Here is a 25,975-nt window from a genome sequence, read left to right as displayed (position 1 = left end):
CGCCTTGAGGATCGACCGCCTTCATCGCGGCCCACTCAGTTGGGTAGTTGGGACGGATCTCCGCGACCATGCGCACCGCACGCTCACGAAGCTCAGCAGGGTAGGGGGACGGGCGGGCCATGACTCGATCCTCTCAGGGAATCGAGCCTCCATCAGACCCGGAGCGGTTCAAGTCGCCTGGTTCTCCTCGGGCTGCCAGGATGCCCCGCATGGAGATCCAGACGTCCAGCCACATCCGGGTGCGAGCGGCACACGTCACAGACTGGCAAGCTCTCAACGCGATCGACTCGACCGCGGCAGCAGGCGATGACGCACGGAGCGCAAACATTCGGCGCTGGTTGGAACAGGGTCCGTCCTCATCGCCGAAGACCCGTCAGGCCCCGTGGGCTACAGCGTTCTGGAGTACACGTTCTTCGAACAGGGCTTCATAACCATGCTGATGGTCTCGCCAAACGCTCGCCGACGGGGAATCGGCGCTCACCTTCTCCAAGCGGCCGAAGCAACTTGCTCTACCCCGAAGCTGTTCACCTCTACGAACGTCTCGAACCACCCCATGCAGTCGCTGCTACAGCGGCTCGGCTGGCACCCGGTCGGCCTGGTCCACGGCCTCGACGAGGGAGATCCCGAACTGTTCTGCCTTTTCCCGCCAGCGCAACTTCACCCGCTCAGAAACTAGACCAGCTTCAGCCCCCACAATGCCTGGCTCCCCGCCCCCAGCTCCGTTACCAACCGGACTGCCCGGAATTGACGGCTCTGCTCGAACTTGCCCGGCCTCGTCAGCGTTCAGCGGTGTTGCTGAAACTCATCAACATTTCCGGCGCCGAGCCCACCCGACCGCTGCCGGAACTCACCGACAAGTGTTGCTGCCCTTCGTCAACATACTCACGTAGCCGACCCGCATCACGTAGTTGTCCGGCGGAACGGGGTTTTCCAGGACGGCTCCGACGCCGTGATCACACCAGCCACTGCGTTCATTCTGTTTCAGGTCCGCCCTGCTCGAACGCGATACGGCAGCGTTCTACCTGGTCGGCCACCTGCTCCATGTATCAGCGCATGACCTCGTAGGGGACGACGCGCTCGCCAGGGCTCCAGACGCGAACGGTCGGCTGCAGATTCGGGTCCTCGTCCGGGACATGTGTCACCAAGAAGGCAGCGCCGGGCAAGTGGGTCCCCGCGGCGTCGGGGTTCTCGGCCCCCATAGGCACAGCCTCGCTCAGCTCCACGGCCCAGGCATCGTCGGGCAAGGCGTAGTGGAACAGGACAGCATAGCGGCGACCTGCGTGTTCTTTGAGTTCCCAGGGCATGTCGGCAGGCTGTCACAGCTGCCCCGTTGGAGGCTTCCGGATATTCCGGCTCTAGCCGGAACCGCCACAGGCGTCAGGCACACCGCGGTGCCGTGGACGCGTGCGGCGTCGAAGAGTGCCTGCAGCATCTGCACGCCGGCCAGGTCGAGCACACCGAGACGGGCATGCCACGTCTGGGTCTCCGTGTCGTACGAGGCGATCGGGCGTAGCCCGTCGAGTTGCTCGCCCGTTACTGACGACAACCGGCCCCACGGTCGATGTATCCAGTCTCGTTGTCGGACACGAGACAGGTCCGGTAGGGCCCCAGGTTCTGTCCACAGCGATCCCACCACGCTGCTGGCCAGGAATGGCGCACCGACGTCATCCACGTGGACGGGCCCCGTCGTTTCTCCCGATCTCACCTGGACGGCCAGCCTCCACCGGCACTGGCGTCGAGTCAGGACCAGGCCTTCATACACGACCGATTCACCCTCGTCGAGTTCGTAGAAGTTCTTCGAGAAATAGGGCCTGGGGTCGAGGGAACCGTCTTTGAGGACAGCCTTCGCGTCATGCTTTCCGTGATCCAGGTCGACAGCAAGCGACTGGATCTCTCCTCCGCCCTCCAGACCATGCTTCATGATCCCGGCGGTCGGAGCAGGAACGCACTCGAGGCTATCCGCCTTCATGCCTTCGATCAGAGTCGGCTCTCCCCTGGCACCGCGCAGCACCAGACGGATACGAAGAGAGAAGCCACTCTCACTGACGCGCACACCCCCAAAGGAACGTGCAAGGTGCTCTGCCCCTTCAACGGCGTCAGAGTCGAGAGACTTGAACTTGCGAACCTGATCGGGCTTCAGGTTGCTGTCGAAGACCCACGTCGCGCCATCCAGATCCGGATCCCATGACACTTGCGCGCTGGTATGGAGGAGGGGGGAAGCTGCCTCCTGCACGTAACTCTGCAACGGCGAAATCAGCCGGAAGACCAGACCAACCGCCATGCCACCCATGCAGCCGTTACTCCTCAGTGACGCCCTGGAGCGGGCCGCCGCCGAGGCCGCGCCCCGACCTGCACGGCGTACGCCCACACTCCCGCGTACACGCAGGGAGCGCCGTCCCCGCACCGCCTCACCGTCGGTGCTGTCGTCATCGCTGCTGTCGTCACCCGACACCGCTGTTTCCCCCTCCGACAGGTGCTTTGCCTCGATCCTGCCTGCACAGGGCATCCGTCATCGTCCGGTGCCCGAAGGTGACGAAGGGTGGCGATTCATGCGACACAACAGACTGGACGACGACCGAACAATCTCGCGCGGTTTCCACACGAATCCTCGCCACCCACCCGGACGCGGCGCCGACTCCAGCACGAGCAACGCCAGCCACTGACCTGCCCGTTCGGCGCCCTGTTCGGGCCGACCCTATTGATCGTCCGGTCCCAGGGCACCGGCCACCCGCCTCCCAGACCGCCGCCCTGCCCGCCGGCCGTAACCCCGCGTCCCTCGCGAACACCTGCTTGCTCAGCTCTCGGTAGCGCCTCGCTCCTCGGAGACAAGGGAGTCCGCGGCAGTCGGTCAGCGTCGACGTGACCGGTGTTCCCGTTGCCACTGCCTCAGCATGGCAGCCATCTTCACGGTCTCGGGATGCGAAGGGGGAAACAGCCGCCGGCGATCGGCAACGACCGTCTCCAGCAGCCCGATCCCTTCCGCACGACGGCCGGCCTTCCAGTACGCGTTGGCGAGATGAGCCCGGCCGGAGACGGTGCTGGGGTGCTGGGGCCCGTGGAGGCGCGTCCAGTCGGCCACGTTGGGCTCCAGCAGAGCGATGGCCTCCCGGGTGCGTTCGTCCTCCAGGTAGCAGGCGGCAAGGCTGCCCCGTGCGGCGAGGGTCTCCGGGTGGTCGGGCCCCAGTTGGCGCTCGCGGTCGGCGATGACTCGCTCCAGCAGGCGGATCGCCTCGTGGGTGCGCCTGGCGAGATGGTAGGACTGGGCGAGGACGTACCGAACGGTGAGCGTGTTGGGGTCGTCGGCGCGACCGCGGCCCTTGTTGATGCGCTCCAGCATCTGGATCGCCTCGTCAGTGCGGCCCACATGCCAATAGCAAGGAGCGAGATTCACCAGGGAGTTCTCGAAGTCAGGGTGGCCGGTGCCCAGATGCCGCTCGCGGTCCGCGGCGACCTGCTCTAGCACGGCGAGGGCCTCGCTGATGCGACCGGCCTGCTGGTAGGAGACGCCCAGGTTGGCTCGGGCGATGAGAGTGGCCCGATGCCGGCTGCCGAGCTCCTGCTCGCAGTCGGCGAGGCCGCGTTCCTGAAGGGTGATGGCGTCCTTGACGCGGCCTGCCGCCCCATAGGCGGAGGCCAGGTTGTTGCGGGCCAGCAGGGTGTGACGGTCCCCCTGCCCCAGACGCCGTCCGGCCTGTTCGGTCAGATCCTCCCAGTAGACGAACGCCGTGGTGAAGGCGCCCGCGTCCAGCAGGCTCTTGCCGGTACGCCACAGCAGCAGGCGCGCATCCTCGTCGGCCCACACGGTGTCCTCGGCGCATGCCGCCAAGGCACTGGTGTTGGAGCGCAGCACGGCAGCGAGGTCCGGATCGGTCTGGTCCAGCTCTGGCCACAACTCCTCCAGCCCTTCCGCGGTCGCCCGTACGGTCGCGGACAGATCTCGGCCGGGCACCGTCTCGCGCGCGGCCCGGGCGGTCAGCGCGTGCAGCCGCACCGCGCGCGGGCCATGCGCCGCGTCGTCGGTGATCAGCCCGTAGCGGTGCAGCAGACGCAGCACGGCGCGTGCCTGTTCCGGACCGGTCGTGGGTCGTCGCCACAGCAGGCGCAGGCGCGGTTCGCGATGGACGCGCAGATAACGCAGCACTGCTCGGCAGCGCCACAAGTCGCGGGGGTGGCCTGCGGGGTCGAGGTGAGCGATCAGGCGTAGCGCGGGCACCGCGAGCCCGACCGGCTCAGCTCCCTGAGCGGCATCCAGGGACAGCAGCAGCGCCGCGGCGACCTGCCGCCCGTGCCCGTCCCTGCCCGCGCCGGCGGGCAGCACTTCGTCGAGCAGCCGGTGACGATCCTGGAACAGCCGCAGGTACTGCCCGCACCCCACATCCTCATTGATCATGTAGGCGGCGGCGTGCGACAGCGCCAAGGGCAGCAACCCCAACGTGGTCGCGAGTTCGGCCTGCGTACCGTCCCGCAAGTGGTCGGCTCCCGCCTCTGTCAGCCGGCCCTCCAGATAGGCGACGGCCTCTGCCGAGGTGTAGCCCTCGACTTCCACCTTCGCGCGGCCGTCGAACAGCTCGGCGTCCCTGCGGCGGGTGGTGGCCAGCACACGGCCACGGCCCTGCAAGGAAGCCGGCGGCCACCAGCCCGCGAGCGCCTCGGGGTCGCCCACGTCGTCGAGTACGACCAACCAACGGCGCCGGGTACCGGCCAGCCAGTTCAGAAACGCCCGAGCGTCGGCCTCGGCGTCCTGTCCGTCCGCACCGCGTGCCTCCACCCGGCGGGCGGCAGCGGCGTATTCGGCGACCACCTGGCCGGGGTAGGCCGCGTTCACCCACACCACCAGGTCGGTGCCACCGTCGAGCGCCTCCCAAGCCAGCTTGGCGGCAAGCTGGGACTTGCCTACTCCGCCACCACCGCGCAGCACCTGGGTGAGAACCACCGTGGCGTGCCGGTTTCGCTCCCTCTCGATGCGTTCCCGAACCTCGGCACGTTCCTGGAAGGGCGATGCTGTCGTCGGCGGACTCCCCACCACCTGCGGCCATTGCAGCGGCTCGGAGGGGGCCTGCACCACAGTGACGGCGCCCGAGACGGCCCAAGCGTTGGGGCCCTGGGCGCTGGCATTCCCGGTACGACGGACCGAGGCCCCCCGGCCTGGCCCGGGGCCCCGCAGACCGGTCACCGCGGTGGCGCCGTCCGTCGCCAGGGCATCTCCCGTCTGCTCCGCCACAGCGGACGGCTCGCCGGATCGCGCGTCGGGCGGGACGGCGGGCTGCTCGCACCGCGGTCGTCCCTTGCCCACCGCCTTGCCACCCCGCTTGCGTTTACGGCCGCCAGTACCACGCCCCATGTCTTTCCCCCCTCGCGCCCGTCCTCGGCCCGGCCTACTCGCCGAAGTCGACCCCGGTGCTGGCACGGCTGCCCTCACCCCGTGCCACGGCGTCGCCGGTCCGCTCGGCCCGCGCCGATCCACCCGGTGTACCGGCCGGTCGACGCACACCGGTGGAGGCGATACCGCCGTCCTCGACCTCTGCCCGTCCCGTCGCCACCGCGACGCTCAGATCCCGGGAGCGCCGCGCGGATCCGAATCCGTCCGTCGCCCGTTGGAACAGAGCCCACACCAACGCCGCCACGCCAGTGGCCGCCTGCACGGACGCACCGGTCAGCTGCCCCGCGTCCGGACTGCCCAGCAGCCACACCAGCGGCGTTGAGACGATGACGAGCACGGCAACGGTCAGCACCGCTCTTGTCCAACTCCTCGACATGACATCCCCCCCTCGTACGGCGACCCGTCGGCCACCATGTGAAGCCCAGAACTACCAGAACCGCCGATCCGGCCGCGCCACTTTCCCAAAAACCACTTCCCCGACAGGCGGCAACATTTACGGCACCACGCGTCACACCAGGTGATGCGCCACAACCGGCGGGGGCGTTGTCACGTTGTTGGGTGGGGGTGTCTGACGGTGTGCCGGGGCGTGGTGGAGTCGGGTTCGGGCTGTGTGCTCACGGCGCGGTGGGTAGGCCGGCGACGCCGGTGATCTGCTCCCAGATCGCGAAGCGGACGGTCATCTCGGCTCGATAGTCGGTGCGGGGATCAGATGGCGGCCGGGCCGGAAGTTGGGCGAGATGCCGCTGAAAGCGGACAGAAACGCTGTGCGCCGCCCACGGAGCGGAAGCCTTTCATCGCCCGTTCGCGCTGCCTCGTTGGCTGGTGGCTGTTCTCCGCTCGGTTGTTCAGGTACTTCGACTGCCGGTGCTCGACGCAGGGCATGACCTCGCGGTGGGCCGCGCCGTAGGAGCGGAGCTTGTCGGTGACGACCACCCGCGGCACCATGCGGGTCCCCTTCATCAGACGGCGGAAGAAGCGCCTGGCGGCGGCCTTGTCCCGCCGGTTTTGTACGAGGATGTCGAGTACGTTGCCATCCTGGTCGACGGCCCGCCACAAGTACTTCAGCTCACCGTTGATCTTGACGAAGACCTCGTCCAGGTGCCACTTGTCGCCGCTCCGGGGCCGGCGACGGCGTAGTCCGTTCGCGTAGGCCTGGCCGAACTTGGCGCACCAGCGGCGGATGGTCTCGTAGGAGACGATGACGCCGCGCTCGAGCATCAGCTCCTCGACCTCACGGAAGCTGAGCGCGAATCGGTGGTACAGCCACACGCAGTGCGAGATCACCTCGGCCGGGTACCGGTGACCCCTGTACGACGGCGATGCACTCCCCACGGACTGTCCCCCCACCATGATCAACCCGGACAGCATCCCACCCGATCAACCAACGTGACAGTGCCCTCGTGACACCCCGGGCCACGGGCTTCATGGCCGCCCTGCTGTTCAATGGCGCGGCTTGGCCTTGGTGGCGTGGCGGGCGGCCTTGTAGGTCTCGGGCAGGAAGCGGTGTTCGATGGCGGTGCGCTTGGTGGCGGCGTCGCCGCCGACGACCTCGGCGCGTCCGTTCATCAGGGCGAGGAAGCCCTGGCGGGCGACTTCCTTGCGGCTGTTCTTCTTCATGCCGGGGCCGAAGGCGGTGTTGTTCATGCCGGCGCGGGCGTGGAAGTCGCTGTCGGTGGCGCCGGGCATGAGGCACGTGACGGAGACACCGTGCTCCTTGAGTTCCTCGCGCAGTCCGAGGGCGAACATGCGGGTGAAGGCGCGGGAGGGCCCGTAGACGGTCTCGTAGGGGGTGGGCAGGGTCGCCGACAGCGACGAGGTGATCAGGATGCGGCCGCGGCCGTTGCCGGCCATGTGCCGGGCGACGTGCTTGGCCAGGTGGACGACGGAGGCCACGTTCAGCTGGATGAGGGAGAGTTCGTCGTCGAGGTCGGTGTCGAGGAAGGCGCCGCCGATGCTGCGGCCGGCGTTGAGGACCGCGGCCTCCAGCGGCCGTCCGGCCTGCTCCACCGCCCTCCACACCGTCTCGACGCCCTCGCTCTGGGAGAGGTCGGCGCGTACGGGGGTGACGTGGGCGCCGTGCCGTGCGAGGTCGGCGGCTGCCTGGTCGGTCTGCTCGCTGCGGCCGGTGGCGATCAGGTCGAAGCCATTGACGGCGAACAGCTTGGCGAGTTCGTGGCCGATGCCCGCGGAGGCCCCGGTCAACAGGGCGAGGGGGCGGGGGGAGGCGGTGCTGCTCATGAGGTGCTCCTTTTCCAGTGTGCGGGCGGTCGTTCGGTGCTGCTGGTGGCCGGCCGCGTCGGGGTCTGTGCGGGGCTGGGGGCGGGCTTACCAGTCCTGGCGGGTGGGGTGGATGACGATGTCGTTGACGGTGATGTCGGCGGGCTGGTCGAGGGCGTAGACGACGGCGTCGGCCACCCGGTCGGGGTGGATGGCGCCCTCGTTGAGGTCCTGGGCGATCTGTTTGCCCTCGGCGTTGGAGACCTTGTCGGCCCAGCCGGTGTCGATGACACCGGGGCTGATCATGGAGACCTGGATGCCGTGGGTGACGCCGACTTCCTGGCGGAGGCTGTCGGTGATGCCGCGGATGAAGAACTTGGTGGCGCTGTAGACGCCGCTGGCGTTCCCGACGCGGATGCCGGCCACCGAGCTGAGGTTGAGGATGTGGCCGGACTGGCGGGCGATCATGCCGGGCAGGACGGCGCTGATGGCGTGCAGGTAGCCGCGGAGGTTGGTGTCGATCATCTTGTCCCAGTCGTCGACGGCACGGTCGGACCACTTGGAGAAGAGCATCAGGCCGGCGTTGTTGACCAGGTGGTCGACGGGGCCGTACTCGCCGGCGGCGAACTCCATCAGGCCCTCGACGTCGTCCAGGCGGGTGACGTCGGTGGTGCGGGCGGTCGCGGTGCCGCCGGCGTCGCGAATCTCGGTGACCAGGGTGTTGAGCTTGTCGGCGTTGCGGGCGGCGAGGACGACGCGGACGCCGCGCGCGGCCAGGGCCCGGGCGGTGGCCGCGCCGATGCCGGAGGAGGCGCCGGTGATGACGCTGACGCGGCCCTGGAGGTGGTTGTCATGGCTGTCAGACATGGTGGCTCTCTCCTTACACAGAGCGGTGTTCAGGCGGTGCGGGCGCGGTGGTCGAAGTCGAGGAACATGCGCACGAACCCCTCCGGGTTCTCCTCGGGCACCCAGTGGCCGGCGTCCTCGACGAGGTGGCCGGTGACGTGGTGGGCGATCTCCTCGCACATGCCCTGGTAGTTGGCGGCCAGTGCCTGGGCGGCGCCACCGGAGGCGAGCACGGGAACGGTGAGCTTGCCGTCAAAGGCGACGGCGTCGCGGTGGATCCGGGCGTCGTGGTCCAGTTCCCGGTAGATCTCGCACAGGGCGCGCATGGCGCCGGGAGCCTGGAAGGCGCGCGCGTAGACGTCCACATCGGCGTCCGTGATCGCGTCGGGCTGGTAGGTCAGATCGTCGAAGAACCGCGTGATGTACCAGCGTTCCCGGCCGTGGGTGAGGTGGACGGCGATGTCGGGGTTGGCGTGGAAGTCGAAGTGCCAGGCGCTCTTGGCGACCTTGCGCTGCTCGTAGTAGTCCGTGCCGGGCAGCGGTGCCTCCATGGTGGTGAGGCTGACGACGTCGTCGCGGTAGCGCAGGGCGTAGCCGAACGCCAGCATCGAGCCGAGGTCGTGGCCGACCACGGAGACGGGCCCCTGGACGCCGAGGTGGTCGTGGACGAGGGTGTGCAGGTCTGCGGCCATCGTCCACTTGTCGTAGCCGTCGCGGGGCTTGGTCGACGCCCCGGCGCCGCGGTAGTCGGGGGCGATGACGCGGTAGCCGGCCTGCGCGAGCGGGGCGAGGACCTTGCGCCAGGCGTGCCGGGTCTGTGGGGCGCCGTGGATGAGAACCACCGTCTTCGGCGCCTCGTCCCCGGGCAGAGGGGACGGTTCGGCGAGGGTGTAGCCGATACGGACCCCGGCGTCCTGGTCGATCCAGGCACGTCCGTGGCTGATCCGGACACTGCCGTGCCCGGTGGCGGTGGCCGCTGTGGTGTGTGTGTTCATCCTGGAGCGCCTTTCGTCGTAGGGGGGGTGGAAGGGCCGCCGCCGCTGCGGGCCGGCCGCCGTGGGGCGGGCAGCTCGGGTCAAGCGGTGCGACGGTCCGGCTCCGGGCCTGCCGCGACGGAGCGGGGGCCGGTGAGCATCGCCTCCAGCTCCTTTACTGCCGTGTCCAGGAGCCGGGAGTGCCGGAGAAAACGCTGGGGGTCCGTCACGCCCGCCAGCATGGTGATCACCGTGCGGGCCGCGGCCTGCAGGCTCTCGCGGTACGGGGTGGCGTGCGTGCTCATCGGTCGGGCTTTCCTGAGTGCTTCGGGTGAGGCAGCGCGACCGCCGGGGCGCCACCGGCCGGTGACAGGCCGTAGTACGGCGCCGTCACCGGCCGGCGGCGCCTTACGCACGCTCAGGCGGCGGGGGCGTCGAAGTCGGCCGACTTCGTCAGTGCCTCGTTCGCGCGGATCTCGGCGAGCATCGACTCCAGCTGCTCGATCGCCATGCTGTACGCCGGGGCACCCAGCGGCAGGCGCTGGGGGTGGGTGTCGGCGGCGAGGGCGGTGATGATCGCGCGGGCGGCGGCGTGGGGGTCGCCGGGCTCCTTGCCGGTGTCCGCGCGGAACGCGGCACGCTGCGCGCCCACCGTGTCGGCGTAGTCGGCGATCTCCCGCTCGGGCAGCGTCTCGCCTGCGGAACGGCCGGCCCAGTCGGTGCGGAACGGGCCGGGCTCGACGAGCAGCGTGGTGATGCCCAGCGGGGCGACCTCCTGACGCAGGGCGTCGGTCAGGCCCTCGACGGCGAACTTGGTGGCGGCGTAGTAGCCGACGGCGGGGAAGGCGCGCAGTCCTCCGATGGAGGAGAAATTCACGATCGTGCCCGAGCGGCGAGCCCGCATCCCCGGCAGGACGGCCCGGGTGACGTCGGACAGGCCGAAGACGTTGATGTCGAAGATCCGGCGGATCTCCTCATCAGTGCTCTCCTCCACGGCGGCGAAGTAGCCGATGCCAGCGTTGTTGACGAGCACATCGATGCCGCCGAAGTGCTGCTCGGCAGCCGCGACGGCCTCCCTGACCTGGGTGGCGTCGGTGACGTCGAGGGGCAGGGCGAGCGCCTGGCCGTTGCCTTCGACAAGATCCTTGACCTGAGCGACGTTGCGGGCGGTGACGACCGCCTTGTGGCCGGCGGCGAGGACCTCCTGGGCCAGGGCGCGGCCGAAGCCGGTCGAGCAGCCGGTGATGAACCAGACCTTCTGCGAGACAGTCACGATACGGATCTTCCTCAGATCGGGCGCACCCCTCCCAGGCGACCGACGACGGGTGACGCCGGCAGGGGGTGCTGCGTACGGGGAACTGCGGCGCCCACCCCGGCCGGTGTCACGCACACGGCAGGCGGGCCGCGGACCCTTTGAAGGTCACTGCGATGGCCGCCCCACCATTCATGCACGCCGAAAAGCAGCAGGCCAAGCCACTAGCGGGGGCCATTGCTGCCGGGGAAAGACCTTCCCCCCCACGCCAGTGGATCCCGGCCGCAGGCCGGGGAACACTGGTCTCCATGGCGAACAATGCCGAGGAGATCAAGAAGTTCCTGCGCACCCGGCGCGACGCGGTGCGCCCCTCCCAGGTCGGCCTGGCGAACTACCCGGGCCGGCGAGTACCTGGCCTGCGCCGCGAAGAGGTCGCGCAGCTCGCCGGTGTCAGCGTGGACTACTACACCCGCCTGGAGCAGGGACGGCTCACCAGTGCCTCCGAAGGCGTCATCCTCTCCATCGCCGAGGCCCTGCAACTCACCCAGGCCGAGACCCAGTACCTGCGCGACCTGCTGCGTCCCCAGCCCCGCCGCGGCAAGGACCAAACACCGCCCCAGCAGGTGCGGCCCGCTCTGCTGCGGATGCTGAACGGACTGCACGACCAGCCCGCCTTCGTCCTCGGCCGCCGCAACGAGGTCCTGGCCTCCAACGACCTCCTCGACGCCCTGTTCACCCCGTTCAACCACCGCCCGCCCGGCGAGCGCAACCTGCTGCGCTGGATGCTCCTCGACCCTGCCGCCCGCTCCCTCTACCTCGACTGGGCACAGGTCACCTCCGAGGTCGTCGGCGTGCTGCGCGCCGAGGCCGGACGCAACCCCAACGACCCGCAGATCGCCGCATTCGTCGCCGAACTGCGCTCAGTGTCCCCCGAGTTCCGCACCTGGTGGGCCGAGCGGACCGTCGTCGAACGCACCTGGGGCACCAAACGCTTCGACCACCCCGTCGTCGGCCGCCTCGACATCACCTACGAGGCCCTCTCCCTGCCCGGCGACCCCGACCAGATCCTCTTCGTCTACGCCGGCAAGACCGACGACGACCTCGAAAAGCTACGCATCCTCGCCAGCTGGTACGCCCAGTCCACCCGCCATTCCGCCACCGCCGGCAAGGACACCGACCCGCCGCAGCCCGACAAGATGGCCGGTCAGGACTCCCGCCGCGCGTAGGCTCGCCGCGGCGTCCCGCCCGGTTCGGCGGACCCCGCCACCAACCCTGCTCCTGGCCGAGCCCGCCAAAGTCCGCCGTCAGGCAGCCGACACCGAGCCGTAGCCCAGCCCAACCAGGGCCCGACCTGGCCGTCAATCGTGAGGCGGGCTCGGTTGAGCGGCAGCGCTGAAAGCGATGCCCCTACAGGTCAGGGCAACCATCACTCCAGCAGGCAGACGGCCGCCGGTCCGAGCCTGATCACTGATCGAGCCTGGCCCAGCGCCCAGGTCAGCCGTAATCGGTCAATACCCACGGCGAGTTCGGTGACCGTCTGGGCCTGCAAGGGCACTGGCCCGGCGGTCAGGGCGGCCAGACTGACCTGCGCGGTGGCTTTTCCGGCTTGCCCGGCGCGCCGGGGCATTGAGGCCCGCCGGGCGTCGGCCGTGCCCTGCGGGGCGTGCAGCGAATCGAAGCCGTCGTCCCAGCCGTGCAGCGCCGAGACGACGAGTCGTCGGGGGTGGCGGCCCAACCCGTCTGAATGACAAGTGAGTTGGCCGCTGAGCCGACCACTCGGTGGACGCGCAGTTGGTACGGGCCCCTCGCGACCGTGACGCTCTCCACCCGCAGTCCCGGCACCATGGGTGGACTCGCGGTGAAGACCGGCCGGTGCCAGGAGGCGACCCTGCCCCAGCCGTCACTGCCCCCCCGCAGCGGATGGATGCGCCGCCGTACGCTGCCCCGCCCGCCGACCTCGACGGACAGGTGGTTGTCCGCGATGATCCCGCCCGCGGTCGGTCCGGTGTGCGTCGCGTACGCCTGCCGCCCGCAGAGCGGATCGTCGGCCGCCGTTTCGCCGCCCGGGAGCCTACGTGATCACTGCCGTGGTTGTGCAGCCGTAGGATCCCGTCGGTGCGGGTCGGCTGGATCAGCAGCCCGGCGGCGGGCAGGGCGAGGACGCGGTAGGCCGACGACCGACGCCGGCTCCTGGGCCGGTCCACAGGGGATGGCCCGGCGGGGCGAGCAGGGCCACGAGCGCCTTCGACGCCAGGCGGCCGCTGATCGGGCGGCGGGAGGTGTCCGCAGTCAGGGGCGTGTGGCTGGTGACGGCGCCCAGGCCGAGGCCGCCGGGGCGGCGAAGCGGTGCGTCAGAAAGCGCCCGTGGTACAGGGGTGCGGCTCGACGGCGAGATCCCGGACCCGCGTAAGCCCGCATTCCTGTAAGGCGGCCGGAACCCGTCGGCGTCTGACGTCGACTGGATCACACATGGTGGTTCCCACTCTGGATGCTCATGCGAGCGATCGGAGTGATCGGCATGCGATTGTTTGAGGTGTGGGGACAGCGGTCCGCGAAGGAGGCCCTGCGCTCAGCGGGGGTACAGGCCGCCGTCGAGAGTGATCACCTTGTTGGTCAGGTAGCCGTTGGTGACCATGGAGGCGGCCATGGTGGCGACTTCGTCGGGTGTGCCGAGGCGTCCGACCGGGATGGGTGCGGGCAGATTCCCGCCCTCGCCGGCGTCGGCGGGCAGGATCCGGGTGCCTCCGACGAGGGCGGGAGCGAGGGCGTTGACGGTGACGCCGGCGGCGGCGACACCGGCCGCCAGGGAGTGGGTCAGTCCGTGCAGGGCTGCCTTGCTGGCGGCGTAGTGGGGGCCGATGATGCCGCCGTTGAGGGCCGCGATCGACGAGATGAACAGGATCCGGCCCCAGCCGCGCTCGACCATGCCGGGAAGGGCGGCCTGAGCCATGAGGAAGGGCGCGCGCACGTTGACGGCCATGGTGGCGTCCCAGGTGTCGACGTCGATGTCGGTCCAGGCCAGCTGCTTTCCGGTGCCCGCTCCCGCGATGAGGAGGTCGACGGGGCCGAGTGCCCGGGAGGTCCGGTCGACCAGCTCGGCGGCTGCTGTCGCCTCGAACAGGTCCGCCTGGAGCGTGACCGCCCGGCCGGAGCCGTGGAGCGCGTTGATCCGCGTGGCGGTGTTCTCGGCGTCCTCGCCGTGGCTGCCGTAGACGAGAGCGATTCGGGCTCCGGCGTCCGCCAGTCGCAGGGCGACGGCCGTTCCGATGCCGCCGGAGCCTCCGGTGACCAGTGCGGTGCGGCCGGCGAGCGGGGTGGGGGAGAGGTCGTTCATCGGTGTCCTCGGATGGTGGTGGGGGTGGGGTTTCCAGTTCGGATGAGGGTCAGCCGCCGTTGACCTGGGACTGGAAGGCGGCGCGGTCGAAGTAGGCCCTGGCCTCGCGGATGCGGCCGGTGTCGTCGAGTTCGAAGACGCTGATGCCCGACCAGTTGACCGGCCTGCGGTCCCGGGTGATCGCGGCGCCGTGCCAGGTGACGGCGACGCTGTCACCGGCGATGTGCGCCTCGGTGGCAGTCAGCCCGAGGAAGGGGCTCAAAGCCCGCGATGACGGAGGCGACGAGGTCGTGGACGGCCGCGTGGCCTTCGAGGGGCGGCGTGCCGACCGGGTCGTGGAAGAGCGCGTCCTCGGCGAAGGCGCCGCTCCAGGCGTCGGCGTCGCGGTTCTGCGAGGCCTGGAAGAACTGCAGAACAGCCGGGGCATGACGGGAATGGACATGATGGGTCCTTCGGTCCTGCGAGAGGGATGTGGTGGGTGGACAAAGGCGTCCTACGGATTGAGGGCGGCCGACGTGGGGCGCTGCTTTCCTCACCGGGACCGGGCCGGCGGCGCCGCCTCGATGGCGTTCTCCTCACCGGCTCCGGCGGTATGGCGCCCGCCGCCTCCGACCAGGTACGTCACCAGGGCCGACGCCACGGCGAGGGCGATGAGCGAGCAGACCGCCCACCAGCCGAAGTGCGTGTAGGCGCGGGTGCCGAGCCAGGACCCGGCGCTCGCGCCGAGGAACGAGCAGGTCATGTAGCCCGTGTTGAGCCTGCTGTGGATCTCCGGGCGCAGGGCGAAGATCCGGGCCTGGTTGGCGACCTGCCCGCACTGCACCGCCACGTCGATCAGCAGCAGCCCGGCGGCCAGAGCCACGATCCCGGCGACACCGCCGAGCGAGCCGGCCACCAGCACACCCGCCGCGGCGAGCCCGGCCCCGGCACACCACAGGTTGACACGGTCGGCGCCGTAACGGTCCACCCACTTCCCGGCGGACGGGGCCAGGAACATGCTGCCCGCGCCGACCAGGGCGAGCACGCCCACGGCCTGCGTGCCCATGCCGTAGCGCGGTCCGGTGACCAACAGCGCGACCGCGGTCCAGGCGGCGCTGAACCCTCCGAAGACGGTGACCTGGAAGAGCACGGACCGGCGCAGCTCCTTCTCCGTACGCAGCATGCGCAGGGTGTCCGCCAGGAGCGCCGGATAGCCGTCGCGGACGGCGGGGACGATGGTGGGCAGCGTGGCGCCGAGCACTACGGCGAGCAGTGCGGTGAGCACGGCGGCGACCAGGTACGGGGCCCGCCAGCCCAGGTGTTCGCCGAGAACACCGCCGAAGGCGCGGGCCAGCAGGATGCCGCCGATCAGCCCGGCCTGCAGCGTGCCGATCACGCGGCCGCGCCGCTCGGGCGCGACGAGCCCGGCCGCTATGGGCAGGAGGATCTGCGGCACCACGGTGGCCAGGCCGACCAGCGTCCCGGCGGCGAGCAGCAGACCCGCCCCGGGAGCAAGTCCCGCGGCCAGCAGCGCCAGGCTCGTCACCGCGAGCAGCACGGTGATCAAGGGGCGGCGGGGGAGGCGGTCCCCGAGCGGGACGAGCAGGAAGATCCCAACGGCGTAGCCGAGCTGGGTCAGCGTCGCGAGGGTGGTGGCCGTGCCGTCGGAGACGCCGAGACTCCGGGCGATGAGCGGGGTGATGGCCTGCGGGAAGTAGGCGTTGGCCACGGTGACACCGCAGGCCAGCGCCATGACGAGGGGGAGCCCGCGGCCAAGGGCCGCCGGCGCGGGGGCCGCGGGTGGTGTGGTGCGGGACATGCGGCCGAGCACTCCTTTCGTTGATGTTCCGTCCGCGTCAGATCCGAACGAACTAGTTGGTTCGATTCTGGGAACCAGCGTGGCACGGCGCCTCGCGAGGGTCAAACGAACTGGTTCGTTACCATGGCCGCATGGCCTATGACTCCGCGGCGACGAAAGAGCGCATCATCACGGCGGCGACCGCCGAGTTCGCGGCCCACGGGGTCGCGGGCGCCCGCGTCGACCGCATCGCCACCGCGGCCAAGGCCAACAAGCGGGCGATCTATGACTACTTCGGCGACAAGAACAAGCTCTTCGCCGTCGTCCTGGAGCGCCGCCTCGCCGAACTGGCCGAGGCCGTCCCCCCGTCGCAGGACCTGCCCGGCTATGCCGAACGGCTCTTCGAGTACCACCGAGCCCACCCCGAGGCCCTCCGCCTGGTGATGTGGGAGGCCCTGGAGATCGGCGACGGACCGGTCCCCGCGGAGGAGGAGCGCACCGCGCACTACGGCGACAAGGTGACCGCCGCGCAGGCCGATGATCCGGACGCCGATGCCCGTACGCGCGTGTTCTTCACTCTCGCGCTGGCGAGCTGGAGCGTCGCGATGCCGCAGTTGCGGCGCATGGTGCTCGGCGGCGACTTCGGTATGGACCGGCTCCGGCAGGAGATCGTCCGTGCCGTGGCGTCGCTTCCGTCGGACGGCTCACGAGGGCAGTTGGCCGGCCGGCCCTGAAGGCCTGCACACGAACGTGGCCGACCGGTCTTCGTGGCGGTCCAGCCCGCGACAGCGCATGAGCCTTCGCCGACGCGAGGGCCCGGTTGCCGGCAGGGGCGCACGCCGTCGGCCGCCGTCCCTGTCCGAGAGGTGGCCGGACGCCTACGGGAACCCCTGGCGTGACGCTCGGCGATTGCGGGCTATGCGCTCTCCGCCGGCATGATGACCGCGCGGATGAAGGGCTCCAGCAGTCGCAGCGGATCGTTCGATGGATCGAGGAGGGTCTGGAGCCGAAGTCCGTCCATCATGGCGAGCACCATCACCGCTCTGTCGTCGGCGGTCAGTTCCGCACCGCGGTGCGCCGTGCCCAGGGATCCGCCGCGCAACCGTGCGCGCAACCGCTCTCGCCGTCGGGCGAAGTACTCGTGCGCGGGGTGGGCGGGGTTGGCCGCCGCGACGGAGAGGGCCAGCCAGCTGCGCAGGTATTCGGGGTCCGCGAACTCGTCGGCCAGGATCTCGCCGAGTACCGCGGAACCGGCGGTCCCCGACGCGAGGATCCGGTCGGCCTGTTCCTCCTCACGCGCTTCCCGATGGGCGAGAGCGGTCAGGAGCAGCTCTTCCTTGCCGGAGAAGTGCCGTAGCAGCGCGGCATGCGTCAGGCCCGCGCGCGCGGCGATGTCCCGCAGCACGCTCGAACCCGTGCTCGGCGAAGCTCGCGAGGGCGGCACGGACGATCTGGGCCCGCCGGGCCGGCGTGGTGGCGTACGGACCCCGGCGCCGAGAGGCGGCGTTGTCGCTCATGGTGCTTCCTCTGCCCTGACTGTGCGTCCGAAGTCGGCCGAGGGCTTGCCTCCCGCCCTGACCGGGATCCTAGTGGCACGGCAAGGTCCCCTCCCGGCCGCACGGGGAGCCGGTGCGACCACACCCCAGCGCGACATTCTGTCTCGTATACCTCCTGGTGGCCGCCCGGCGCGGCATCGAGAGCCGACCTATGGGGAGGGCGTCGGCCGCGCCGGGCGGTCTCAAGACTCCGTCATGCCGGGCTGGGCCGAAACCTCAGGTCCCGACGACATCGGCGTAACCGTGCCCGGTGATCTCGTGTCCGTCGAACGTGCCGGTCACGGAACACACGTTGGAGTGGGCGCCTTGTGTGCCGTCGAGCCTGCGCGGGGTGATCTCCAGTCGTGCGTCGAGGCCGGGAACCGTCAGGATCCAGCGCTCGTCGCGGCCGGTCCGCCGGGCGGAGGTGATCAGGTGCGAGCCGTCCTCCCGCAGCGCGGTGAGCCAGGAGGTGCCGTCTTGCTCGGTGTCCCAGACGCTGAGGGAGCGGCCCGCTCCGAGGTCGAGTCCGAGCCACAGGAAGCGCAGGGGTTCGCTGATCCCGGAGAGCCACTGACGGTCGCACCACGTGCGCCCGGTGAGCTGATGCGTGACCCCCTCGATGGTGACGGTTCCCGAGGCGGTCAGGCCGGGCAGGGCGTACTGCCCGGTCGTACCGCCGAAGAAGGGGAACACCCCACTGCCGCCGCTGAAGAGCACAGGTTCTTCCCGCCGCAGCGCCAGCCGGATCGACGCGGTGTCCGTCGCGCCTGAGATCTCGAGTTCGTCCAGGTCTCCGCTCAGGTTCAGGACCGATGTCTGTACGTCGAGGCGGTCCGTGGACAGCTTCACGTCGTGAAGGGGCTCGACGGTGTGTTTGCTGCTGGTGTGGCCGTCCGCTTCCCGCAGCAGCGCGACCGTGCTGTGGCAGGCTCCGTCCGTGTCCATCACGTGGATCTTCGCCCAGACGACGTTGCCGTCCTCGTCGTGCAGCCTGGAGGCGAACCACCAGGAGTCGTTCTTGCCGGGAGAGGTCGCGGCGAGGTCGTCGGCGGCGCTGATCAGGGTGGGGTGGAACGCGCTCATCCTGCTTTCTCCGTCTCGGGACCGAGGACACGCAGCTGCGTGATCAGTCCGTTCGCGTCGACGGTCACGTGCTCGACGGCGCCCTGGGACGCGAGTTGCCCGTCGGTGGTGCGCCAGGCCGCTATGAAGCGGACTTCGAGTGTCCCGTCGCCGAGCACTGTGGTGGTCCACACGTGCTTGCTGTCGGCCATCTCGGAGTAGAAGTTCCGGTAGAACTCCGTGATGTCGGCCAGGCCGGTCACCGGCGGGAGGTCGCCGAACTGCACGGTGGCCCCGGGCGCGAACACCGATCCGAGCTCCTGCAGTGCCTGCGGTTCGTGCACCGCGCGGTCCACGAGCGTGATGTAGCGGTCGGCCACCGTCTCGGTCGTCTGAGTCATCACATGTTCTCTTTCTCGTGTGGTGGTTCAGCCCATCAGGGCTTTGCCGAGCCTGGCGCCGACCGGGGTGGAGACCGCGCGGATCAGGGAGCTGCGGGCGACGCGGCCGAAGCGGTTGGCGGGCATGAAGAAGTGCTTCATGCGCAGGGCTTCCTTCTGGTGGCGGGTGACGTGCGGGCGCAGTCGCTGTTCCCAGCTGCCCAGGGCGGTGGGCAGGTCGCCGTGTTCGGTGAGCAGACGGGCCAGCAGTTCGCCGCCGGCGATGCCCATGCCGGAACCCTGGCCGGAGTGCAGGGTCATGCACCAGGCGGAGTCACCGAGCAGGACCACCCGGCCCTGGCTCCAGCGGCTCAGGTGGATCTGGCTGACCTGGTCGAACAGGACGGACTCGGAGCGGTCCATCGCCTCCAGCATCACGGGCACGAGGTCCCCGCCGAAGCCGGCGAACGCCTGACGCAGGGCGGCCGAGGGCTTCTTGCGGATCTCCGCGGCGGGCCAGTCGGTGCGGTAGAGCAGGAAGGCGACCGGGGGGTGGTCGCGATAGCTGTTGATCCAGGCGGAGCGCCCGGGGGCGGTGGCGACCGCGCTGTCGCCCTCTTGCAGGCCGGGGAGCGGGCCGTCCATGACGCAGGCGGCCACGACGTGGTCGAAGTCCCGGCGGTAGAGGTCCTCGGGGCCGAAGACCAGGGAACGGACGGTGGAGTGGATGCCGTCGGCCCCGATGAGCAGGTCCGCGCTCTCCACGGACCCGTCGGTGAGGGTCACCGTCACCTGGTCGCGGTCCTGGGCGATGGCCGCGGGCCCGGTGCCATAGCGGATCTCCACCAGGTCCTGGACGGCCTCGTACAGGACACGTTCCAGGTCGCTGCGCAGCAGCATCCGCAGCGGGGTGCCGTTGACCTGTTCGGGAAAGGCCAGGCCCGGTGTGAGACGGCCGCGGGAGTCGACTTCGAACATACGCCCTGCGGGATCACGGCGGTCCGGGAGCGACTCCAGGATGCCCAGGCGTTCGGCGGCGGTGTAGCCGGGGCCGTTGAAGCGGACGAAGTAGCCGCCGGTGCGGCGCTGGGGGGCCCGCTCGACGATCAGGGGCCGCCAGCCGGCCCGGTGCAGGCTCAGGGCCGCGGCCAGACCGGAGATGCCGGATCCGACGATGAGGGCACGGCGGGCGTCCGGTGGGGGGAGTGACGAAGAGGTCATGCCCTGACCATACCCCTGGACAGTACTGGATGACCAGATTTGAAATTTGGTCATCCAGTGAAGGGGGTGGAATGCTGTGCTCATGACCTTGGACCGCTCGGCCGCTGCCCCGCAGACCGACCCTGCACGCGCCGAGCGCATCCTGGCCGCCGCGCGCGAGCTGCTGTTGGCCTGGGGCTACAAGCGGGTCACCGTGGATGAGATCGCCCGCCGCGCCCGTATCGGGAAGGGCACCGTCTACCTTCACTGGAAGACGAAACAGCTGCTGTTCGCCGAACTGCTGCGGCGTGAACTCCACGAGGAGCTCGGCGCCTTCGCTGCAGAAATCACGGACGACCCCGCTGCCGCCCTGCCCGGCAGGGTGGTCCGGGAGATCTTCCTGCAGCAGACCCGCAACCCCGTCACGCGGGCCATCCACGCCGGTGACAGCGAAATCCTCGGCGCGCTCGCCGTCACCTCGGCCGGCCGTCCCGTCATCCGGGAACTCGGCTTCCATACCCTGCTCGCCCGCCTCGTCGAGGTATGGCGCGCGCACGGGCTGATGGCCGTCACGGTGCCGGCGGCGGACCAGATCTACACGATCGACGCGGTGCTGACCGGATTCATCACGGGGGGTCTCGCGGTCCCGGGCGAGGACCTCGGTCCGGACCGTCGGGCGGACCTGCTCGGCCGCACGATCAAGGCGGCCCTGGAAACCTCCGCCACGCCGGACGAGGCCGCCCTCCGTGCGGTCGCGAGGGACGTGCTCGCCGCGCTGGGCGCCGCCCGGGACGTGCTCGTGACCTGACGACGGCCCTCCGCGTCGGCCACAGCTCCTTTGTCGCGTCCTGGTCCGTCCTTGTTGCCGCGACCACCGGGTTCGCGGTCCATGGCGTCGCCGTCCGCACCGAGTTCACCCAGGCGGTACCGGCTGGACGGGGATCTGGCAGGCTGCGCCGGGCGGCTACGACCGGGCCCCGTCGGCCGCGGCGGCGCCCTCGTAGCGCTGGAGACGTTGTTCCGCGAACCCCAGGGTGTCGTTGTGGTGGCTCGTCATGCCGTCATGATGTTCCGGCCGACGGCGTTGCTGAGCACCAGGAGCGGGGCTGCGCCATCCCACGGCCGAAATCGCTGGAGCGTCATGCGGGCCTTTCGCGCTCCTGACCGTTGCCTCCGCGCCGCCCGCTCCATAAGCTTACCGATGGGAAAGCATTGAAACGTTTCAACCGCGCGGGCGGGACGGCCGGCGTGAGCGAAAGGACCTGATCACGTGGCCGAGGACAACAGAAGCGCGCCGAGCCGCCGACGCGTGCTCGCTGTCATGACGGCGGTCGGCGCCGCTCTCCCGCTCACCGCCGCGCCGAGCGCCCTGGCGCTGAGCGGGCCCGCTCCTCGGTCAGGCGGACTCGCGCCCACGGCTCTCCAGGTCAACTCCCGGACCCAGCCCCTCGGTACCCAGACGGCACCGGCGTTCAGCTGGATACCCCCGGTGAAGCGGCAGAGCGCGTACGAGATCAGGGTGGGCACACGTCCGGGCGGATCCGACGTCTGGACCAGCGGCAGGGTGACCGGCTCGCTGAGCACCGAAGCCCCGTACACCGGCCCCGAACTCCACTCGGAGCGCACGTACTTCTGGCAGGTGCGCACCTGGGACGAGAGCGGCGCGCGCGGCCCGTGGAGCGCTCCTGCGCGGTGGGAGACGGGCCTGCTGAACGGGGAGAAGGACTGGTCCGGCGCACGCTGGATCGGCGGCCGGGTGGCCCAGGACCACGACTGGGAGGACTTTGAGGCGGTCGTCGTCTTCCGCGGCGGCGCCGACCCGGCGGGCGGTCTGTCGCTGCTGCTGCGCGCCGAGGCCGTCGGCAAGACCTGGAGCGAGGGCCTCAACTGGACCATCCGGCGCACCGGCGACGACATGCAGCTGGCCATGCAGACCCGCCACTGGGCCGGCAACACCTGGGTGGACGACGGGACGTCCGAGCCCGACTGGGGCGTCAACCGCTACGACCCGCAGAGCGAGACCAACCCCACCACCGACGGCACCCGCACCGTCCCGGTCGCCACGGTCCCCCTCCCGGCCGCAACGGGGCTGACCAAGGACACCTGGAACACGCGCGACCACACGGTGGTCGTGGCGGTGCGAGGTCTGACCGTGACGACCACCGTCAACGACGTAGAGGTCGACAGCCGCACCCTGACCGGCGACCAGATCCGCCGGCACGGCAGCTTCGGCTTCGCCGGCGGCACCTCCGCCGTCGTCCGCAGCGTCCATGTGACCGGTACCGGAGCACCTGACTTCGCCGTCGACCTCACCACCGGCGCCAACCCCTTCGAGGCCGGAATCGCCACCCTCGACGGTCTGACCTTCCCGCCCAAGAACCCCTTCATCCCGGCCCGCAACAACGTCCTGCCGATCGCCAACCCGGCGCCGCTGCTGCGCCGTTCGTTCGCCCTCCCCCAGGGCCGCGAGATCGCCAAGGCTCGCCTGCACCTGAGCGCAGCCGGCAATGTGACCCTCACGGTGAACGGCGCCCCGCTCACCGTCGACGGCAAGTCGGCGGACCGCGAGGGCACGAACGTGCCCCGGCTGCTCACCGACCACAGCACGTACGACCGCACCGTCCTCTACGACACCTTCGACGTCACCGCGCGGCTGCGGGCCGGCGGGAAGAACGTCCTGGCCGCCGAGCTCGGCCGCGGCTGGTACGGAGTGACCACGCCCCAGGAATGGTTCTGGCAGCTCGCCCCGTACGCCGGCCAGCCCCGCCTGCGCGCCAAGCTCGTCGTCACTTACACCGACGGCCACGCCACCACTCTCGTCACGGACACGGACTGGCTGTGCACGGACGGGCCGACCACCTTCGACTCCGTGTACTCGGGCGAGAAGTACGACGCACGGCGGGCCGACCGGCTCGGCGACTGGCGCTCGGTGGACTACCGCACCGGCCGTGACTGGCGGCCGGCCACCGCCTTGATCCCGCCCGGCAGTTGCGCCGGCCCAGCGCCGAAGTACCACGGCGTGCTGCCGGCCACCAAGATCCCCGAGGGCTTCACGCCCGCCGTCGTACGCGCGCACGAGGCCGAGCCCGTCCTGGTCAACCGGACGCTGCGCCCGGTCACCCTCACCGAGACCGTGCCCGGCTCCGGCGTCTGGGTCCTCGACTACGGCCAGATCATGACCGGGCTGGTACGCCTGTCCCTGACCGGAGTCGGCCCGGACAAGGAGGGGCTCACCCTGCGCCTGCGCGGCGGCAACCGGGCATCAGGCTCCCCGCTGTCGGTCGAGGAGGAGAACTTCCAGCACGACGCGAACCTGCAGACGCACTACTACACCGTCGGCCGGCGCGCCACGCAGCGCTGGGAGCAGCAGTTCAGCCACTTCGGCTTCCGCTACCTGGAAGTGAGCAACCTCGAAGCCGTCCTGGGGCGCGCACCCGACCTGGACCGCGACGCCGAACTGCTCACGGTCGCCGTCGCCCGCACCGGCTTCGCCCGCACCGGCACCTTCGCCACGGACAACGCCCTGCTCAACCGGCTGCAGCGGAACCTCGAATGGGCCGAGCAGAACAACCTGGTGCAAAAGCCCACCGACACCCCGTCCCGTGAGAAGAACGGCTGGACCGGCGATGCCATGGCCAGCTCCGAGTCGCAGTCGCTGACCTGGGACGTGAACGGCGTGTTCACCACCTACCTGCGGCACTTCCCCGACAACCAGATCTCCAGCGGCCAGCTGCCCATGGTCGTCCCCATGCCCAAGGGCGGTTACGGCTACGACCAGACGCCCGGCTGGGACAAGGCATGGAAGGCGGTCCCCGCGTGGGACGCCGCGTACTTCGTGATGCCGCGCGAGCTGTACACGTACTACGGCAACGGCAGCCTGTTCGCCGAGCTCTACGAGCACCAGGACAGGCTCCTCAAGTACTACGAGACGCTCTTCACCCCCGAGAACCACTACATCTTCGAGGCCTCCCTCGGCGCCTACTCGGGCGCCGAGAACCCGGGCAGTAACGCGGTCATCAGCCTCGCCTACTACATCCACTTCTGCGACTACATGGACGAGGTCGGCCGCCGCATCGGCCGCACCGAACGCGCCGCGCACTACACCCGGTTGGCGCGCACCCTGCGCAAGGCGTTCATCGAGAACTACTGGGACGCAGACAAGGGCCACTTCACCCAGGGCAGCATCTCCAGCGAGAACACCCTGGCCATCGCGTTCGACCTGGTACCCGGCTCGGACCTGAAGCCCTCCGATCCGCGCTACCTCGCGGGCACGAAGACTGTCGCGGAGAACAAGAAGGCTCTCGTCAAGCTGCTCGCCGACCGGATCGTCGCAGCGGACCACCACATCCAGAACGACATGTACGGCTCGCGCTACGAGTTCAACCTCCTCAGCGACCACGGCTACACCGACATCGCCCTGAAGGCCGTCACGCAGACCGGTGCACCCGGTTACGTGGACCAGATCGCCCGCGGCGCGACCTCGCTGTGGGAGCAGTGGGGCGAGCGGCTCTCGGTCAACCACCACTACCGCTCGACCGTGGCGACGTGGTTCTACCAGAGCCTGGCCGGCATCCGTCCGACGGACATCGCCTACGAGTCCCTCAGGATCCGCCCGTACGTGCCTTCGGCGGCGGTCAACAGCCGCGTCCCCAAGGACACGCAGGACACCGACCTGTCGCCGAAGACCCTCGACCGCGTGAGCGCGTCGATCGACACGGTCCGCGGCAAGGTGGCCTCGCAATGGGAGCGGCGCGCGGACGGCAGGATCGAGCTCGAGGTCACCGTCCCGTACAACACGAAGGCCGAGATCTGGGTGCCCACGCAGGGCAAGCCGGTGGACGCGCCGCAGGGTGTCGGCTTCGTCCGGGACGACACGGCGGGTGGGGCCGCCTACAAGGTCTACCGGGCTTCGGCCGGGTCCTACCGGTTCAACGCCGGCTGACGGGGCCGGGGGGAGTGCGGCTGCCGGACAAACGGCAGCCGTACATCCGGGAGCAGCGGCGCGAGAAGCCGGTTCTGCCGGACTCGGTGATCTCACGCATCGACCCGTGCCTCGCTCACGCGGCACGGGCGGCCCACGCCCCCTCCACCGCATCGGTTCGAACTCCTCGACGCCGCGTCCCAGGCACGTGTCCAGGTCGGTTGGACCGAGCGTGACAGGGCCCCGACTGGGACCATGCGGGCGTTGCTTGTCCGTTCAGCGGCGCGTGCTGCCGCCGTCCGCGACGATGAGCTGCCCCGTGATGAACGAGGCGTCGTCGCAGGCGAGGAACGCCACGACGCCGGAGACGTCGGCCGGCATCTGCACCCGCTTGATGTCCTGGCTCTGCACGGCCTGCTCGAAGAAGGCCTCGCTCGTGTTCTGAACGGCCGCGGCGGTGCGGACCAGGCCCGCCGCGACGCCGTTGACGGTGATGCCGTGAGCGGCGAGGTTGGCGGCCAGGACAGAGGTGAATCCGTTCAGGGCGCCCTTGGCGGATATGTAGGACACGAAGGGCGGCGGAGCGGTCCAGTAGCTCGACGAGGTGATGTTGACGATGCGTCCCGAGCCGGACGCCTTCAGATCCGGCAGGAACGCTTTGGAAGCAAGGAAGGCGCCGTCCACGTTGACGGTGAAGGTGCGACGCCACTCGTCCAGGGTCACGTGCTCGAAGTCCGCCAGGAGAACGACGGCCGCGTTGTTCACCAGGATGTCGACGGCGCCGAGTTCGCTTCGCACGCGCGCGGCGAATCCGTGGATCGCCTCCTCAGCGGAGATGTCGACCTTGTCGCTGAGGAATCGCCGCCCGGTTTCCGCCACGAGTTCCCTTGTCTCGTCGGCCGGATCGATGTCCGCGACCGCGATGTCCGCTCCCTCCGCCGCGAGCCTGCGGGCGATCTCCTGCCCTATGCCGGTGCTGCCCCCCGTCACGACGGCTGTCTTGCCGGTCAGTCTTCCAGCCATGACTCGGTTCTCCTGTCGGCGCTCGAAAGTAACCGGGGCGGCGCACACCACGTACGACGACCTGTCCCGGT

Annotated in this window: 23 protein-coding genes and 1 pseudogene; 5 read left to right on the top strand and 19 right to left on the bottom strand. The window is 69.9% G+C overall.

Going from position 1 to position 25,975, the window contains the following annotated elements; genetic code table 11:
- The first annotated feature begins 382 nt into the window (after positions 1-382).
- A complete protein-coding gene (locus OO68_RS48100; protein WP_245237390.1) occupies positions 383-676 on the top strand; it encodes a GNAT family N-acetyltransferase in 294 nt (97 codons plus the stop codon).
- A 537-nt stretch (positions 677-1,213) separates the two neighbouring features.
- Here the strand turns inward: OO68_RS48100 and OO68_RS46595 are convergent.
- The 9 genes and pseudogenes from OO68_RS46595 to OO68_RS38520 form a co-directional block, all read right to left on the bottom strand.
- Entirely contained in the window at positions 1,214-2,290 is a 1,077-nt protein-coding gene (locus tag OO68_RS46595) for a hypothetical protein (RefSeq protein ID WP_157852818.1), read from the bottom strand.
- A 558-nt stretch (positions 2,291-2,848) separates the two neighbouring features.
- Positions 2,849-5,065, bottom strand: coding sequence for a tetratricopeptide repeat protein (locus OO68_RS38555; RefSeq protein ID WP_245237388.1), 2,217 nt, complete (start codon positions 5,063-5,065; stop codon positions 2,849-2,851).
- A 310-nt stretch (positions 5,066-5,375) separates the two neighbouring features.
- On the bottom strand, positions 5,376-5,756 hold the full coding sequence (locus OO68_RS38550) for a hypothetical protein (protein WP_209442666.1): 381 nt from the start codon (positions 5,754-5,756) through the stop codon (positions 5,376-5,378).
- A 238-nt stretch (positions 5,757-5,994) separates the two neighbouring features.
- Positions 5,995-6,730: pseudogene (locus OO68_RS42775) on the bottom strand (IS6 family transposase).
- Between the two features lie 90 nt (positions 6,731-6,820).
- Positions 6,821-7,618 carry an SDR family NAD(P)-dependent oxidoreductase gene (locus OO68_RS38540; protein ID WP_078625748.1) on the bottom strand — a complete coding sequence of 266 codons (798 nt, stop codon included), beginning with the start codon at positions 7,616-7,618 and terminating at the stop codon, positions 6,821-6,823.
- Positions 7,619-7,705: 87 nt separating this feature from the next.
- Positions 7,706-8,464: an SDR family oxidoreductase gene (locus tag OO68_RS38535; RefSeq protein WP_033314117.1), complete on the bottom strand. Its 759-nt coding sequence runs from the start codon at positions 8,462-8,464 to the stop codon at positions 7,706-7,708.
- 29 nt (positions 8,465-8,493) lie between these two features.
- Positions 8,494-9,438, bottom strand: a complete 945-nt coding sequence (locus OO68_RS38530) for an alpha/beta fold hydrolase (RefSeq protein ID WP_051814980.1) — start codon at positions 9,436-9,438, stop codon at positions 8,494-8,496.
- A gap of 80 nt (positions 9,439-9,518) precedes the next feature.
- Positions 9,519-9,722, bottom strand: coding sequence for a hypothetical protein (locus OO68_RS38525; RefSeq protein WP_033314115.1), 204 nt, complete (start codon positions 9,720-9,722; stop codon positions 9,519-9,521).
- A 113-nt stretch (positions 9,723-9,835) separates the two neighbouring features.
- Positions 9,836-10,690 carry an oxidoreductase gene (locus OO68_RS38520; RefSeq protein ID WP_033314113.1) on the bottom strand — a complete coding sequence of 285 codons (855 nt, stop codon included), beginning with the start codon at positions 10,688-10,690 and terminating at the stop codon, positions 9,836-9,838.
- A gap of 287 nt (positions 10,691-10,977) precedes the next feature.
- On the opposite strand from OO68_RS38520, the gene OO68_RS38515 reads away from it, so the two are divergent.
- A complete protein-coding gene (locus OO68_RS38515; protein WP_063739369.1) occupies positions 10,978-11,895 on the top strand; it encodes a helix-turn-helix transcriptional regulator in 918 nt (305 codons plus the stop codon).
- Positions 11,896-12,095: 200 nt separating this feature from the next.
- Here the strand turns inward: OO68_RS38515 and OO68_RS48535 are convergent, their stop codons facing one another.
- The 5 genes from OO68_RS48535 to OO68_RS38495 all read right to left on the bottom strand — a co-directional run bounded on the left by OO68_RS48535 (position 12,096) and on the right by OO68_RS38495 (position 15,801).
- Positions 12,096-12,404 (bottom strand): hypothetical protein, encoded by a 309-nt coding sequence (locus tag OO68_RS48535; RefSeq protein ID WP_051814979.1) that lies wholly within the window; start codon positions 12,402-12,404, stop codon positions 12,096-12,098.
- 834 nt (positions 12,405-13,238) lie between these two features.
- Positions 13,239-14,003: an SDR family NAD(P)-dependent oxidoreductase gene (locus OO68_RS38505; protein ID WP_033314111.1), complete on the bottom strand. Its 765-nt coding sequence runs from the start codon at positions 14,001-14,003 to the stop codon at positions 13,239-13,241.
- Positions 14,004-14,052: 49 nt separating this feature from the next.
- On the bottom strand, positions 14,053-14,265 hold the full coding sequence (locus tag OO68_RS38500; RefSeq protein ID WP_033314109.1) for a nuclear transport factor 2-like protein: 213 nt from the start codon (positions 14,263-14,265) through the stop codon (positions 14,053-14,055).
- Positions 14,216-14,539 carry a nuclear transport factor 2 family protein gene (locus tag OO68_RS48645; RefSeq protein ID WP_078625747.1) on the bottom strand — a complete coding sequence of 108 codons (324 nt, stop codon included), beginning with the start codon at positions 14,537-14,539 and terminating at the stop codon, positions 14,216-14,218. Before OO68_RS48645 ends, OO68_RS38500 begins: the two co-directional genes overlap by 50 nt.
- Positions 14,536-15,801: an MFS transporter gene (locus OO68_RS38495; RefSeq protein WP_051814978.1), complete on the bottom strand. Its 1,266-nt coding sequence runs from the start codon at positions 15,799-15,801 to the stop codon at positions 14,536-14,538. The genes OO68_RS48645 and OO68_RS38495 overlap by 4 nt, the downstream gene beginning before the upstream one ends.
- Positions 15,802-15,932: 131 nt before the next feature.
- On the opposite strand from OO68_RS38495, the gene OO68_RS38490 reads away from it, so the two are divergent.
- Positions 15,933-16,514, top strand: a complete 582-nt coding sequence (locus OO68_RS38490; protein WP_033314107.1) for a TetR/AcrR family transcriptional regulator — start codon at positions 15,933-15,935, stop codon at positions 16,512-16,514.
- Positions 16,515-16,696: 182 nt separating this feature from the next.
- Here OO68_RS38490 and OO68_RS42765 read toward each other — a convergent pair whose 3' ends face one another.
- The 4 genes from OO68_RS42765 to OO68_RS38470 all read right to left on the bottom strand — a co-directional run bounded on the left by OO68_RS42765 (position 16,697) and on the right by OO68_RS38470 (position 19,981).
- A complete protein-coding gene (locus OO68_RS42765; RefSeq protein WP_209442665.1) occupies positions 16,697-17,185 on the bottom strand; it encodes a TetR/AcrR family transcriptional regulator in 489 nt (162 codons plus the stop codon).
- Between the two features lie 367 nt (positions 17,186-17,552).
- Complete coding sequence (locus tag OO68_RS38480) at positions 17,553-18,401, bottom strand: lipocalin-like domain-containing protein (protein WP_033314106.1); 849 nt, start codon at positions 18,399-18,401, stop codon at positions 17,553-17,555.
- A complete protein-coding gene (locus OO68_RS38475) occupies positions 18,398-18,781 on the bottom strand; it encodes a nuclear transport factor 2 family protein (protein WP_051814977.1) in 384 nt (127 codons plus the stop codon). The genes OO68_RS38480 and OO68_RS38475 overlap by 4 nt, the downstream gene beginning before the upstream one ends.
- A gap of 27 nt (positions 18,782-18,808) precedes the next feature.
- Positions 18,809-19,981, bottom strand: coding sequence for an FAD-dependent monooxygenase (locus OO68_RS38470; RefSeq protein ID WP_033314105.1), 1,173 nt, complete (start codon positions 19,979-19,981; stop codon positions 18,809-18,811).
- Positions 19,982-20,063: 82 nt separating this feature from the next.
- Here OO68_RS38470 and OO68_RS38465 point away from each other — a divergent pair, with 82 nt between their 5' ends.
- The gene (locus OO68_RS38465) at positions 20,064-20,768 is read left to right on the top strand and encodes a TetR/AcrR family transcriptional regulator (RefSeq protein WP_051814976.1); all 705 of its coding nucleotides are present in this window, start codon (positions 20,064-20,066) and stop codon (positions 20,766-20,768) included.
- Positions 20,769-21,230: 462 nt separating this feature from the next.
- Positions 21,231-24,902 (top strand): family 78 glycoside hydrolase catalytic domain, encoded by a 3,672-nt coding sequence (locus OO68_RS38460; protein ID WP_245237386.1) that lies wholly within the window; start codon positions 21,231-21,233, stop codon positions 24,900-24,902.
- Positions 24,903-25,157: 255 nt separating this feature from the next.
- Here the strand turns inward: OO68_RS38460 and OO68_RS38455 are convergent, their stop codons facing one another.
- Positions 25,158-25,904, bottom strand: coding sequence for an SDR family NAD(P)-dependent oxidoreductase (locus OO68_RS38455; protein WP_033314104.1), 747 nt, complete (start codon positions 25,902-25,904; stop codon positions 25,158-25,160).
- Positions 25,905-25,975: the final 71 nt, after the last annotated feature.

The organism is Streptomyces iakyrus, assembly GCF_000717055.1.
Lineage (GTDB): Bacteria > Actinomycetota > Actinomycetes > Streptomycetales > Streptomycetaceae > Streptomyces > Streptomyces iakyrus.
Note: the sequence above shows the minus strand (reverse complement) of the source record. Positions and strands in the feature narration are given on the sequence as shown.

Excerpts from the sequence above, each read along its gene's own strand:
- OO68_RS46595 (WP_157852818.1), bottom strand. The coding sequence starts at position 2,290 with ATGGGTGGCATGGCGGTTGGTCTGGTCTTCCGGCTGATTTCGCCGTTG.
- OO68_RS38550 (WP_209442666.1), bottom strand. The coding sequence starts at position 5,756 with ATGTCGAGGAGTTGGACAAGAGCGGTGCTGACCGTTGCCGTGCTCGTC.
- OO68_RS38540 (WP_078625748.1), bottom strand. The coding sequence starts at position 7,618 with ATGAGCAGCACCGCCTCCCCCCGCCCCCTCGCCCTGTTGACCGGGGCC.
- OO68_RS38535 (WP_033314117.1), bottom strand. The coding sequence starts at position 8,464 with ATGTCTGACAGCCATGACAACCACCTCCAGGGCCGCGTCAGCGTCATC.
- OO68_RS38530 (WP_051814980.1), bottom strand. The coding sequence starts at position 9,438 with ATGAACACACACACCACAGCGGCCACCGCCACCGGGCACGGCAGTGTC.
- OO68_RS38525 (WP_033314115.1), bottom strand. The coding sequence starts at position 9,722 with ATGAGCACGCACGCCACCCCGTACCGCGAGAGCCTGCAGGCCGCGGCC.
- OO68_RS38515 (WP_063739369.1), top strand. The coding sequence starts at position 10,978 with ATGGCGAACAATGCCGAGGAGATCAAGAAGTTCCTGCGCACCCGGCGC.
- OO68_RS38505 (WP_033314111.1), bottom strand. The coding sequence starts at position 14,003 with ATGAACGACCTCTCCCCCACCCCGCTCGCCGGCCGCACCGCACTGGTC.
- OO68_RS38495 (WP_051814978.1), bottom strand. The coding sequence starts at position 15,801 with ATGTCCCGCACCACACCACCCGCGGCCCCCGCGCCGGCGGCCCTTGGC.
- OO68_RS38490 (WP_033314107.1), top strand. The coding sequence starts at position 15,933 with ATGGCCTATGACTCCGCGGCGACGAAAGAGCGCATCATCACGGCGGCG.
- OO68_RS38480 (WP_033314106.1), bottom strand. The coding sequence starts at position 18,401 with ATGAGCGCGTTCCACCCCACCCTGATCAGCGCCGCCGACGACCTCGCC.
- OO68_RS38475 (WP_051814977.1), bottom strand. The coding sequence starts at position 18,781 with ATGACTCAGACGACCGAGACGGTGGCCGACCGCTACATCACGCTCGTG.
- OO68_RS38470 (WP_033314105.1), bottom strand. The coding sequence starts at position 19,981 with ATGACCTCTTCGTCACTCCCCCCACCGGACGCCCGCCGTGCCCTCATC.
- OO68_RS38465 (WP_051814976.1), top strand. The coding sequence starts at position 20,064 with ATGACCTTGGACCGCTCGGCCGCTGCCCCGCAGACCGACCCTGCACGC.
- OO68_RS38455 (WP_033314104.1), bottom strand. The coding sequence starts at position 25,904 with ATGGCTGGAAGACTGACCGGCAAGACAGCCGTCGTGACGGGGGGCAGC.